The following is a 13007-nucleotide window of genomic DNA, read 5'->3' on the forward strand; positions in this document are numbered from 1 at the left end:
CCTTCAATCAGGTGCCCCTACCAGGCCGGTGAAGGTGTCCGGCTCTTCGCTCCGTCGAGCTAGGCAGGGGCAAACCGCAAAGCACGTTAATCCGCCGATAGTCAGGCACCTTTACGCGCTGCCGTCTGGACGCCGCCCCTCGAGCAGTTCCCTCACCTCCTCAAGCATCTGCACGGCCGGCGGCAAATGCTGATCGCGAACATGGCGACGGCGTGCCTGGTAGAGGTGGAACAGAGCCACGTCCAGCTTGCCTTGAACGATTTCGACCTCGTATTCGTTCATCATAGGCACTCGATATCGATCAGGCTGCTGACGGGCCGAAATTCCCGATCACGACCCTCTTCTCCCCACCGACCTCAGCCTCAACAAACTCGGCCCAAAGCTGCAGGATCTTCCTGCGCTCGTCCGCATACTCGGCCCGGTTGTAGACGCCCTTGATACCCTTGATCGAGTGCGCCAGCGCCTTCTCGATCGCGTCCGACGACATGCCCATTTCGTGTAGATGCGTCGAGGCGGTACGTCGGAAGTCATGCAGGACGAAGTGCTGAACGTCGAGACTGAGGGAACGCACGGCCTGATTGAGCGTGCTCTTGGCGATCGGCTGGTCACCGCGGCCGCGCGTCGACGGGAATACGTGCTCGTGATTGCCCGTCTGCTCGTATAACTCGCGAAGCATCGCAACGGCCTGCGAGGACAGGTAGACCCAATGCTCCTTGTCCTTCTTCATCCGGTCGGCAGGAATGCGCCAGATGCCGGCGTCGAGATCGAACTCCGACCACCGCGCCTCGATCAGCTCGGACTTCCGAACCATCGTCAGGATCAGCAGGTGGATCGCGAGCTTGAGCGCGCGGCGAATGTCTGAAGCGTAGACGGCCCGCAGCACGGTCCCGATCTCATCAGGAGAGAGGACTCGCGTACGGCTGTCCTGAGTGGCGACGAAACGCGCGACGACGGCATGAGCCGGATTCGTCAGCGCCAACTGGCGCGCGATTGCGTATTCGAACAGTCGTTTGATGACGTTCCGTGTCGAGAGCGCCATCTTCGGGGCGCCGCGGGCCTTGATCCGATCGCAGATCGCCAGCACGTCACCAGGCGTCACATCCGGCAGAGGCTTGTTGCCGATCGCCGGATAGATGTCCTTCTCGAGCGCCCGCTTGATCGTCCGACCATACTCGGGCGACATCCCCGCGATCTGGGTTGTGTACCAATCTTCGCCGAACTCCCGAACCGTATCGAAGCGCTTCATGGCGCCGCGATCCTTCTTGGCATCGGCGATAGGGGAAACGCCTTTGGCTACGATCTCAGCATAGCGGCGGGCCTTCTCGCGCGCATCCTGCAGCGTGACTGCGGGATAGTCGCCGATCGTCACCATCGGCTGCCGTTCGCCGTGCAGTGTGTACCGGTAGCGCCAGACCTTCGACCCCGACGTCATGACCTCCAGCACGAGGCCGCCACCGTCCGAAATACGGTAGCGCGCCGCCTTCGGCTTGAGCGCCTTGATGCGGGTGTCATTCAGCGGGACGACGGTTTTCGGCATGGTTGGTACACATCGATTGGGACACAACGCCTGTGTGTACCTAAATGTGTACCATCAAAGATTGGATGTCAATAGACAACCTTGGGCAATGCTAGACGACCAATCATAACGTGCACAAGGGTTTCAGAGGGGTGACCAGACGACCTTGGACAACCTTGGGCGACTGGTTATTTTCCAATACAAAACCGACTGAAAATCACCCCCAGCAGATCATCCGACGTGAACTCCCCGGTGATCGAATTCAACTGCTCCTGCGCCAGCCGCAGTTCCTCCGCGAACAGATCCAGCGCCTGCGCATTCTGCTCCGCGTGATCCGCCGCCTGCTCCAGATGCTGCCGCGCTGCGCGCAGCGCGATCAAATGCCGCTCACGGGCCAGATAGACACTCTCCGCCCCCGCCTGCCACCCCGCGATCCGCAGCAGCTCACCGCGCAGCAAATCGATCCCATCCCCGCGCTTGGCCGACAGCCGCACCTCGGTCAGATCCGCCCCGCCCGCCACATGCGCGACCGCCGCCGGCGTCTCCGTCAGATCCGTCTTGTTCAACACCCGCACCACCGGCACCCCTTCCGGAAAACGCGCGGCAATCGCCACATCGTCATCGCCAAGCGCCGCGCGCGCGTCGAGCAGATGCAGCACCACATCCGCCCGCTCGATCTCCGCCCAGGTGCGCGCGATGCCGATCTTCTCGACCTCGTCCTCGGTTTCCCGCAAGCCCGCCGTATCGATGATGTGCAGCGGAATGCCCTCGACCTGGATCGTCTGCGCGACCTTGTCGCGCGTGGTCCCGGCGATCGGCGTGACGATCGCCAGCTCCGCCCCCGCCAGCGCATTCAACAGCGACGACTTGCCCACATTCGGCTGCCCCGCGAGCACCACCGACAGCCCTTCCCGCAACAACGCCCCCTGCCGCGCTTCCCCCAGCACCCGCTCAAGCTGCGCGCGGATGCGCGCGAGCTTGCCGCGCGCGTCGGCCGCTTCGAGGAAGTCGATCTCCTCCTCCGGAAAGTCGAGCGTCGCCTCCACCAGCATCCGCAACGCAATCACATCGTCGACGAGCGCATGAATATCGCGCGAGAACGCCCCGTCCAGCGAACGTCCCGCCGAACGCACGGCAGCCTCGGTGCTCGCCTCGATCAGGTCCGCAACCGCTTCCGCCTGCGCGAGATCCAGCTTGTCGTTGAGAAACGCGCGGCGCGTGAACTCACCCGGCTCGGCCAACCGCAACCCATGCGCCGCACCGGCCGCGAGGCAGCGCTGCAGCACCAATTGCAGCACGATCGGACCGCCGTGCCCCTGCAACTCCAGCACATGTTCGCCTGTGTACGAATGCGGCGCGGGAAAGGACAGCGCAATGCCACGGTCGAGCGGCTGGCCGTCCCCATCGAGGAACGGCACGTAGCTCGCATGACGCGGCGCGAGCGGCTGCCCGCACAATGCGTCGATCAGCGCCCGCGCCGCCGGCTCGCCCGCGCGCCCGAACGACACCCGCACGACCCCGATGCCGCCTCGTCCGGTGGCGGTGGCAATGGCGACAATCGGATCGGAATCGGTGGCGAGCATGGTCAAATTCGAGATAAAGCGGAAGACTGCGCAGGAAACAGGGCGTGTACCGCCCCAGGACGCCCGCATTGTAGCTTGGCCGCTGTGTTGCATTCTTCAGACAAATTCTCAAACGCCCGTTTGATATAAATCTGACTTTATCCTATGCAAGATAGGACAAGTCCTATAATCTAGTACGTATTCTTCGCGCCAATTCGCGGGAATCCTCCGGTTTTCGTACACAGGCACGGCAATCGTTTGCGTCCTGCGTCGCTCAATGCCAGTTAAACGCGTACCTATTTGGGATAAATCTCGCCCCACCGGTTGTCTACCTGATGCCGGCCGAACCGCACAATTTGGCCATGCCGACACTCGAAGAAAAAGCCGCGTTCACCGAGCGCCTGAAATTCGCCTTGTTGCGCAGCCCAGAGAAAGTCACCGGCGCGACGGAACTCGCATTGCATTTCAATTTGCGTCATCACGGCGAGCATCCGGTTTCGCCGCAAACGGCGCATAAATGGCTGACGGGGCGCACCATCCCCACGCCGGACAAGCTCCGTACGCTGGCTGACTGGCTGCGCGTCGATCTCCACTGGCTCCACTACGGGCCGCCGCCCAGCACCGCGGCGCGTTCGACTCCGCAGCCGCTGCCGCGCGACGAGAAATACCCGCCCACGCCCGAGACCATCGAGCTGGCGTCGAAGATCGAGTCGCTGTCGCCACATCATCGCTACCTGGTGCAGGAATTGATCGAGCAGTTCTACGGCGACCCAAGCCGCCACTGACCTCCCCCAAACGAAAAAGCCGCCCGGTTCTCACCGGGCGGCTTTTTTTCATGGCGCGGCGGGAGGCGATGCGCACCGCCTCCCCGCACCGCGTCAGGTCGTCTTTTTCTTCGCGCCGATCGTGCGCGTGATGTAGTACTGCTGCGCGATCGACAGCACGTTGTTCACGACGTAGTACAGCACGAGACCCGCCGGGAAAAAGAAGAACATCACCGAGAACGCAATCGGCATGAACATCATCATCTTGGCCTGGACCGGGTCCGGCGGCGTCGGGTTCAGCTTGGTCTGCACGAACATCGAGACGGCCATCAGCACCGGCAGGATGAAGTACGGATCGCGCTGCGACAGGTCGTGGATCCACAGAATCCACGGCGCGCCGCGCATCTCGACCGACGCGAGCAGCACCCAGTACAGCGAGATGAACACCGGAATCTGGATCACCACCGGCAGGCAGCCGCCGAACGGGTTCACCTTCTCGGTCTTGTACAGCTCCATCAGCGCCGAATTCATCTTCTGCGGATCGCCCTTGAAGCGTTCGCGCAGCGCCTGCATCCGCGGCGTGATTTCCTTCATGCGCGCCATCGACTTGTAGCTCGCCGCCGACAGCGGGAAGAACACCGCCTTGATCAGCAGCGTGAGCAGCACGATCGCCCAGCCCCAGTTGCCGACGTAACCGTGGATCTTCTCGAGCAGCCAGAACAGCGGCTTCGCGATGATCGTCACCCAGCCGTAGTCCTTGACCAGTTCGAGGCCCGGCGCGACGCCTTCCAGCATCCGCTCTTCTTCCGGGCCCGCGAACAGGCGCGCGGACACGTCGGCGGACTGGCCCGGCGCGATCGCCGCGACCGGCTGCTTGACGCCCACGCGATACAGCGTCGGGTCGATCTTCTCGACGTAGATGTCGCGCTTCACGCCCTGCTGCGGAATCCAGGCGGATGCGAAGTAGTGCTGCACCATCGCCACCCAGCCGTTGTCCGCGGACGGGACGTAGTCAGCCTTGTTCTTGTCGATGTCGGCGAAGTTGATCTTCTGGAAGTGCTTCTGGTCGGTGTAGACCGCCGGCCCGAGGAACGTATGCGAGAACAGCGGCGTCTCGACCGGCGTGTTGTCGCGCACCAGCTCCATGTAGACGGTCGGCGACACCGGCGCTGCGCCGACGTTGTCGATCTTGGTGTCGACGCCGATCACATAGCTGCCGCGCGTGAACGTGTAGGTCTTGACCACCTTCACGCCGCCCTTCACCGGCGATTCGAACGACAGCTTCAGCGCGTTCGCGTCGCCCGTCAGCGACGTCGGGCCCGCAACTTGCGCATAGACGTCGTTGTGATTCGGGAAATCGCCGCCGAGCAGGCCCGTGCGCGCCAGATAGGTGTGGCCCGTGGTGTGGTCGAACAGCGTGACGAACAGGTCGGGCTGCTTGCCGTCGCCGGCCTTCTTCAGCGTGAGCTTCGCGAGCGTGCCGCCGCGCGTGTCGATCTCGCCGTCATAGACGTCGGTCGAGAACTTCACGAGCTGCGCCTGCGCGGCCGGGGCCGTCGTCGCGGGCGCCGCGCCGGCGGCGGCCGCCGGCACGTCACCGGCTGCCGTCGTCGCGCCCGTGCCCGATGCGCCGCCCGCGGCGGCCGCGGGGGCCGTCTGCGTGGCGTTCGGGAAGAACATCGACGGGCGCCCATGGAAGCGCTGCCAGTTGTCGAACAGCATGACCGCCGACATGAAGAAGATCACCCATAGGACGGTGCGTTTGATATCCATGCGTTGTCTCAGAGTCGAGGGGAGCGCGCTTCAGCCTGGGTTGGAGCGCGTGGATCGGAGTTGGGCGGCGGGACCAGATCGATGCCGCCCGCGGAAAACGGATGGCATCGGCACAGACGCCTGGCGGCGAGATACGTGCCGCGCGCGGCGCCATGATACTGGATTGCCTCGCGCGCGTAATCCGAACAGGAAGGATAAAAACGGCAGCGGTTGCCGAGCAGCGGACTCACGGCAAGCTTGTAGAAACGCAGCAATGCGATCAATACCGTTTGCATAGCAAGGGCGGCGTAAGGTGCGCCGCGTCAGGTCAAGCGGGCGGGCAACCGGCCCGCGCGTCAGGCATCACGCGCGTCGGAACCCGACGCGGGTTTCGCACCGCTGCGCTTCCCGATCTCCCGCACCGCCCGGTCGAGCAGCGCGCGGATCTCGTCCGCGCACAGCGCCCCGAGCGGAGCGGACGCCGCGCTCGGCAGCGCCTTCGCGTCGAAACGCGTATGCAGGCGCAACAGCAGGTCCCAGCCGGCGAACTCGGCGCGGCGGACGCGGAACGCCTCGCGCGCGATACGCTTGACCTGGTTGCGCGTGACAGCGCGCGGCGCGTACTTCTTGCCGATCACCAGGCCAAGGCGCGCCGCTTCACCCGTCTCGCGACCGTAGATCACGAAGTGCGCGGAGCGCCGCCACGGGCGCAAACGAAAAACGGATGAAAATTCATCCGTTTTCAGAAGTCGCGCAGCTTTGGGAAAGGCGGCGGGCGCTTGCAACGGAATCGAACCCGGGACAGCGGCTGCCTTGCCCGCCTCGCTGCGGACGGCGGACACGACGCGCGGCCCGTCCTTAGATCGCGAGGCGCTTGCGGCCCTTCGCGCGGCGGGCGTTGATGACCTTGCGGCCACCTGCCGTCTTCATGCGAACGCGGAAGCCATGGGTGCGCTTGCGGCGCGTCACGGAAGGTTGGTAGGTACGTTTCATGTTGCTCTCACTTGGTCGAGAATATCGGGAATCAGGGACCGCGTGCCCTCTCTTCAAGGCAACCGGGCGAACGCAATCGCCGAAAAATACAGGATTGGTTTTCGCGGAACCCGCTATTTAAACCGCTTTTCTCTTGGTGGTCAATACTTTACGGCCAACATCGAGACAGGCCGCGTACTGTGCCTGACCCCATCCAGGCCACCCGCCCGCTGCACACACCCCTGTGGATAACTCCCGCGCGGCATCCGTTTGGCGGTAGAATCTCGCCTTATCTCCAAGAATCCCGCACGCCGCTTCGGCTCGCGCCTGTGCCCAAACCCTTGTTGCACAAGCGCCCGAGGCCTACTCGCACGGCCACACCGGGCCTTGTTGCCAATCCGCGACAAGGGCGGCCGGTGAGCCGCCGTGCAACCGAACAACGACAGCACTTCGATGAACGATTTCTGGCAACACTGTTCCGCCCTGTTGGAGCGCGAATTGACGCCCCAACAGTACGTGACGTGGATCAAACCACTTGCCCCGGTTGCCTTCGACGCCGCTGCACATACGCTGTCCATCGCCGCTCCGAACCGCTTCAAGCTCGATTGGGTCAAGAGCCAGTTCTCCGGCCGCATTTCCGATATGGCCCGCGATTTCTGGAACGCGCCGATCGACGTCCAGTTCGTCCTCGACCCGAAGGCCGGCGCACGCGGCCCCGCAGCCGCGCCGGCGCTGACGCCGCGCGCCCCGGCCCAGCCCGTCATGCCCACCGCGCCGCTGGCGCCGAGCGCGGCCGCGCCCGCCGCGCTCGGCGGCGACGATTCGGCCGACCTCGACCTGCCGAGCCTGACCGCGCACGAGGCGGCCGCCGGACGCCGCACCTGGCGGCCGGGCGCGGGCCCCGCCGCGTCGAACGGCGAGACCGACTCGATGTACGAGCGCTCGAAGCTCAACCCGGTCCTCACCTTCGACAACTTCGTGACCGGCAAGGCGAACCAGCTCGCGCGCGCCGCCGCGATCCAGGTGGCCGACAACCCCGGCATCTCGTACAACCCGCTGTTTCTGTACGGCGGCGTCGGCCTCGGCAAAACCCACCTGATCCACGCGATCGGCAACCAGCTGCTGCTCGACAAGGCCGGCGCGCGGATCCGCTACATCCACGCGGAGCAGTACGTGTCCGACGTCGTGAAGGCGTACCAGCGCAAGGCCTTCGACGATTTCAAACGCTACTATCACTCGCTCGACCTGCTGCTGATCGACGATATCCAGTTCTTCTCCGGCAAGTCGCGCACCCAGGAAGAGTTCTTCTACGCGTTCGAGGCGCTGGTCGCGAACAAGGCGCAGGTGATCATCACCAGCGACACCTACCCGAAGGAAATCTCGGGCATCGACGACCGGCTGATCTCGCGCTTCGACTCCGGCCTGACCGTCGCGATCGAGCCGCCCGAACTCGAGATGCGGGTCGCGATCCTGATGCGCAAGGCGCAGTCGGAAGGCGTGAGCCTGTCGGAGGACGTCGCGTTCTTCGTCGCGAAGCACCTGCGCTCGAACGTGCGCGAACTCGAAGGCGCGCTGCGCAAGATCCTCGCGTACTCGAAGTTCCACGGCCGCGAGATCACGATCGAGCTGACCAAGGAAGCGCTCAAGGATCTGCTGACCGTGCAGAACCGGCAGATCTCGGTGGAGAACATCCAGAAGACGGTCGCCGACTTCTACAACATCAAGGTCGCCGACATGTATTCGAAGAAGCGGCCCGCCAACATCGCGCGGCCGCGCCAGATCGCGATGTACCTCGCGAAGGAACTGACGCAGAAGAGCCTGCCCGAGATCGGCGAGCTGTTCGGCGGGCGCGATCACACGACCGTGCTGCACGCGGTCCGCAAGATCGCCGACGAGCGCAGCAAGGATGCGCAGCTCAATCACGAGCTGCACGTGCTCGAGCAGACGCTGAAGGGCTGAGCGCGCGCGCCGCCCTTGAGAATCGGCGGGCCGCCCCAATTTAAAAGGGGCGGTTCGGTTTTGAGGCACAATATAGGTTTGACCGCCCCGGCGGCGGTGGGTACAGGCCCCGCCTGGCGGGGCGTTGCGAGGCTTGCAGGCCGTTATTTCAACGAAGGAACTCTATGCAACTGGTCAAGACCGAACGAGACACCCTCCTCAGGCCGCTGCAAACCGTAAGCGGTATCGTCGAGCGCCGCCATACGCTGCCGATCCTCGCCAACCTGTTGATCACCAAGAACGGCCCGGACGTGTCGTTCCTGTCGACCGACCTCGAACTGCAGATCACGACGCGCGCCGACTTCGGCGTCGGCGGGGATCAGGTCGCGACCACCGTCGCCGCGCGCAAGCTGCTCGACATCCTGCGCGCGATGCCCGACGGCCAGGTCACGCTGTCGCTCGCGGACAAGCGTCTCACCGTGCAGTCGGGCAAGAGCCGCTTCGCCTTGCAGACGCTCGCCGCCGACGAGTTCCCGACGGTCGCGCAAGCCAAGGATTTCGGCGCGAGCCTGTCCGTGCCGCAGAAGTCGTTCCGCCAGCTGCTCGGGATGGTCTACTTCGCGATGGCGCAGCAGGACATCCGCTACTACCTGAACGGCATGCTGCTCGTCGTCGACGGCGACCAGCTGATGGCGGTCGCGACCGACGGCCACCGCCTCGCGTTCTCGTCGATGAAGATCGAAGGCGCGTTCCCGCGCCAGGAAGTGATCGTGCCGCGCAAGACGATCCTCGAACTGCAGCGCCTGCTCGAGGATATCGACGACGTCGTGACGATCGACATCGCGCAGACCCAGGCGAAGTTCACGTTCGGCCAGGTCGAACTGGTGTCGAAGCTGGTCGAGGGCAAGTTCCCCGACTTCCAGCGCGTGATCCCGAAGGGACACAAGAACACCTTCCTGATCGGACGTGAAGAACTGCAGCGTTCGCTGCAGCGCGCGGCGATCCTGACCTCCGACAAGTTCAAGGGCGTGCGCTGCATCATCGCCCCGGGCCAGCTCAAGATCATGTCGACCAACGCCGACCAGGAAGAGGCGCAGGAAGAGCTGGAAATCGCCTACCAGGGCGACACGATCGATATCGGTTTCAACGTCACGTACCTGCTCGACGTGCTCGCGAACCTGAAGGTCGACAACATCAACGTGAGCCTGGGCGACGCAAGCTCGAGCGCGCTGATCACGGTGCCGGAGAACGAAGAATTCAAGTATGTCGTGATGCCGATGCGCATCTGACGCGCGACGGCACACAGGACACACCAAGGGGCGGTACGCCCCTTTGGCGTTTTTATGGCAAATCAGGGCCACCGAACCAGGTGCTTGCCACCCGCCCGAACTGGGCGTCGACGCATGTCGGCCGGCGCGGCGTTTTACTCGTAAAGAACCCCGCGCCGCCGCTCGTGCGGCCCCGCAGAACCGGAAGAAACCCATGACTGAACAGCACAATCAACAGCCCGACAACAGCGGCTACGGCGCCTCCTCCATCCAGATCCTCGAAGGTCTGGAAGCCGTGCGCAAGCGGCCCGGGATGTACATCGGCGATACGTCGGACGGAACCGGTCTGCACCACCTCGTGTTCGAAGTGCTCGACAACGCGATCGACGAGGCGCTGGCCGGTTATTGCAACGACATCCACGTGACGATTCACGCCGACAACTCGATTTCCGTGACCGACAACGGCCGCGGGATTCCGACCGACGTGAAGATGAACGACAAGCACGAGCCGAAGCGCAGCGCCGCCGAGATCGTGATGACCGAGCTGCACGCGGGCGGGAAGTTCGACCAGAACAGCTACAAGGTGTCGGGCGGGCTGCATGGCGTCGGCGTGTCGTGCGTGAACGCGCTGTCGAGCTGGTTGCGGCTGACCGTGCGGCGCAACGGCAAGAAACACTTCATGGAGTTTCATCGCGGCGTCGCGCAGAACCGCGTGCTCGAGATGCAGGACGGCGAGCAGGTGTCGCCGATGCAGCTCGTCGGGCCGACGGAGAATCGCGGGACTGAAGTGCATTTCATGGCCGATCAGACGATCTTCGGCACGGTCGAGTTTCACTACGACATTCTGGCGAAGCGGATTCGCGAGCTGTCGTTCTTGAATAACGGCGTGCGGATTCGGTTGACCGACCAGCGCTCGGGCAAGGAAGACGATTTCGCGTTCGCCGGCGGCGTGAAGGGTTTTGTCGAGTACATCAACAAGACCAAGCAGGTGCTGCACCCGACCATTTTCCACATCATCGGCGAGAAGGAAGGCGTGGGCGTCGAGGTCGCGATGCAGTGGAACGACAGCTACAACGAGAATGTGCTGTGTTTCACCAACAACATTCCGCAGCGCGACGGCGGGACGCACTTGACCGGGCTGCGCGCGGCGATGACGCGCGTGATCAACAAGTACATCGTCGACAATGAAATCGCCAAGAAGGCGAAGGTCGAGACGAGCGGCGACGACATGCGCGAAGGGCTGTCGTGCGTGCTGTCGGTGAAGGTGCCCGAGCCGAAGTTCAGCTCGCAGACCAAGGACAAGCTGGTGTCGTCGGAAGTGCGCGCGCCGGTCGAGGAAGTGGTTGCGAAGGCGCTCGAGGAATTCCTGCTGGAAACGCCGAACGACGCGAAGATCATTTGCGGGAAGATCGTTGAAGCGGCGAGGGCGCGGGATGCCGCGCGGAAGGCGCGCGAGATGACGCGGCGCAAGGGCGTGCTCGATGGGGTTGGGTTGCCCGGGAAGCTGGCGGATTGCCAGGAGAAGGATCCGGCGAAGTCGGAAATCTATATCGTCGAGGGCGACTCGGCAGGTGGGTCGGCCAAGCAAGGGCGTGATCGGAAGTTCCAGGCGATTCTGCCGCTGCGCGGGAAGGTGCTCAACGTCGAGAAGGCGCGGTATGACAAGCTGCTGTCGTCCGAGCAGATCGTCACGCTCGTGACCGCGCTCGGGTGCGGGATCGGGAAGGATGATTACAACCTCGAGAAGCTCCGGTATCACCGCATCATCATCATGACCGACGCGGACGTCGACGGTGCGCATATCCGGACGCTGCTGCTCACGTTCTTCTATCGGCAGATGCCCGATATGATCGAGCGCGGGTATGTGTATATCGCGCAGCCGCCGCTTTATAAGGTTAAAGCGGGGAAGGACGAGCGGTATCTCAAGGATGAGTCGGAGTTGAATGCTCACGTGCTGCGGTTGGCGCTGCAAGGGTCGGAGCTGGTGCCCAGCGAGAACGCCACGGCGATTTCAGGGGATGCGCTTGGGGAGCTGGCTCGGTCGTATCTGCTCGCGCAGGGTGTGGTCAGCCGGTTGAGCCGCTTGTATGACCCGGCAGCGTTGGAAGCGATCATGGATGGCGTGGCGATCGATCTTTCGGATGAGGCTTCGACGGAGGTGTCGGCGAAGGCGTTGTTCGGCGCACTGCATGATGAAGCGCTCAAGAATGAAGTGCGGGTCGTGCCGGCTTATGACACGGTGCGTGAGCAGCGGTCGCTGCACGTCGAGCGCGCGCATCACGGGAATGTGCGGGTTTCCGTCATCGATGAAGAGTTCCAGCATACCGCCGATTATCAGCAGCTCGTGAATACGGCGAATACGTTCAAGGGGCTGATTGGCGTTGGCGCGACGATCAAGCGCGGGGAGCGCAGCACGCCGGTGTCCGATTTCAAGAGCGCGATGAAGTGGCTGCTCGCCGATGCCGAGCGGAATCTGTCGAAGCAACGGTATAAGGGGCTGGGGGAGATGAACCCCTCCCAGCTGTGGGAAACGACGATGGATCCGGCCGTGCGGCGTTTGTTGCGCGTGCAGATCGAAGATGCGATTGCTGCGGATGGGATCTTCACCACCCTGATGGGGGATGAGGTCGAGCCGCGGAGAGCGTTTATCGAGAGCAATGCGCTGCGGGCGGGGAATATTGATGTTTGAGCGGTATGTAGCAGGACCCATAAGGTGGGATTTTGGGAAGCATCCACTGATACATGTATTACCGACTGCGTCCCGATAACTCGGACTTATGGCGCTTAGCCTGACGCCACTCTGCATATAACGACGGCCACCTCATTGAGGTGGCCGTCGTTTTTTTCAGCCTAAGCAACATCACTGGTTGGGGTTTCAGCCGAATACGTGCGGTAACATTTAAGCTATTGGCAAAAATCCGAACGAGCAGATGGAAAGCGAAAACGTAAAACCCGAGGTTGATGGTATCTGGGAGCCATTACAGTTGAAGCCATCATTGTTCGTTCGTTGGGGTTGTCATCGGCAACATCGTCCGTTAGGTGGTGCGATGCAGAGCGCTCTAACTAATCACGCCACAAGCAGGCCAAACCTGCCCGTCTGAAAGCCTATCGCGCTCTTTCATTGCCCGCGCTCGGCCATCCCTTCTCGTCAAAAAAGCGCGCACCCCGGCTTCATCCGTTTGAAATAAAAAATCCGAGAAATTTCATCCAACGATCTCGGATCCGCAACGCGCCG

The 13007-nt window shown here is 63.1% G+C and carries 11 protein-coding genes; 4 read left to right on the forward strand and 7 right to left on the reverse strand.

All coding sequences use genetic code 11. The annotated features are described in order from the left end of the window. Positions 1-111: 111 nt before the first annotated feature. From Bsp3421_RS29650 to mnmE, 3 genes are all read right to left on the reverse strand, one after another. Entirely contained in the window at positions 112-285 is a 174-nt protein-coding gene (locus Bsp3421_RS29650) for a hypothetical protein (protein WP_273999699.1), read from the reverse strand. A 16-nt stretch (positions 286-301) separates the two neighbouring features. Further along, positions 302-1537 carry a tyrosine-type recombinase/integrase gene (locus Bsp3421_RS29655; protein WP_273999700.1) on the reverse strand — a complete coding sequence of 412 codons (1236 nt, stop codon included), beginning with the start codon at positions 1535-1537 and terminating at the stop codon, positions 302-304. 167 nt (positions 1538-1704) lie between these two features. Then, positions 1705-3099, reverse strand: a complete 1395-nt coding sequence (gene mnmE / locus Bsp3421_RS29660; RefSeq protein ID WP_273999702.1) for a tRNA uridine-5-carboxymethylaminomethyl(34) synthesis GTPase MnmE — start codon at positions 3097-3099, stop codon at positions 1705-1707. A 341-nt stretch (positions 3100-3440) separates the two neighbouring features. On the opposite strand from mnmE, the gene Bsp3421_RS29665 reads away from it, so the two are divergent. Continuing rightward, positions 3441-3863, forward strand: coding sequence for a transcriptional regulator (locus Bsp3421_RS29665; protein WP_273999704.1), 423 nt, complete (start codon positions 3441-3443; stop codon positions 3861-3863). A gap of 93 nt (positions 3864-3956) precedes the next feature. Here Bsp3421_RS29665 and yidC read toward each other — a convergent pair whose 3' ends face one another. The 4 genes from yidC to rpmH are packed head-to-tail and all read right to left on the reverse strand — an operon-like array spanning position 3957 to position 6587. Beyond that, positions 3957-5615: a membrane protein insertase YidC gene (gene yidC / locus Bsp3421_RS29670; protein WP_273999706.1), complete on the reverse strand. Its 1659-nt coding sequence runs from the start codon at positions 5613-5615 to the stop codon at positions 3957-3959. Between the two features lie 8 nt (positions 5616-5623). Further along, on the reverse strand, positions 5624-5890 hold the full coding sequence (yidD, locus tag Bsp3421_RS29675; RefSeq protein ID WP_273999707.1) for a membrane protein insertion efficiency factor YidD: 267 nt from the start codon (positions 5888-5890) through the stop codon (positions 5624-5626). Positions 5891-5950: 60 nt separating this feature from the next. Further along, positions 5951-6436, reverse strand: coding sequence for a ribonuclease P protein component (gene rnpA / locus Bsp3421_RS29680; protein WP_273999708.1), 486 nt, complete (start codon positions 6434-6436; stop codon positions 5951-5953). A gap of 16 nt (positions 6437-6452) precedes the next feature. Beyond that, positions 6453-6587: a 50S ribosomal protein L34 gene (gene rpmH, locus Bsp3421_RS29685; RefSeq protein ID WP_004198824.1), complete on the reverse strand. Its 135-nt coding sequence runs from the start codon at positions 6585-6587 to the stop codon at positions 6453-6455. A 432-nt stretch (positions 6588-7019) separates the two neighbouring features. Between rpmH and dnaA the strand changes: the two genes are divergently transcribed. The 3 genes from dnaA (at position 7020) to gyrB (ending at position 12461) form a co-directional block, all read left to right on the forward strand. Then, on the forward strand, positions 7020-8525 hold the full coding sequence (gene dnaA / locus Bsp3421_RS29690; RefSeq protein WP_273999709.1) for a chromosomal replication initiator protein DnaA: 1506 nt from the start codon (positions 7020-7022) through the stop codon (positions 8523-8525). A 164-nt stretch (positions 8526-8689) separates the two neighbouring features. Further along, positions 8690-9793 (forward strand): DNA polymerase III subunit beta, encoded by a 1104-nt coding sequence (gene dnaN / locus Bsp3421_RS29695; protein ID WP_273999711.1) that lies wholly within the window; start codon positions 8690-8692, stop codon positions 9791-9793. A gap of 193 nt (positions 9794-9986) precedes the next feature. Then, positions 9987-12461, forward strand: coding sequence for a DNA topoisomerase (ATP-hydrolyzing) subunit B (gene gyrB / locus Bsp3421_RS29700; RefSeq protein ID WP_274004401.1), 2475 nt, complete (start codon positions 9987-9989; stop codon positions 12459-12461). Positions 12462-13007: the final 546 nt, after the last annotated feature.

This window comes from Burkholderia sp. FERM BP-3421 (genome assembly GCF_028657905.1).
In the GTDB taxonomy this organism is placed as follows: Bacteria; Pseudomonadota; Gammaproteobacteria; order Burkholderiales; family Burkholderiaceae; genus Burkholderia.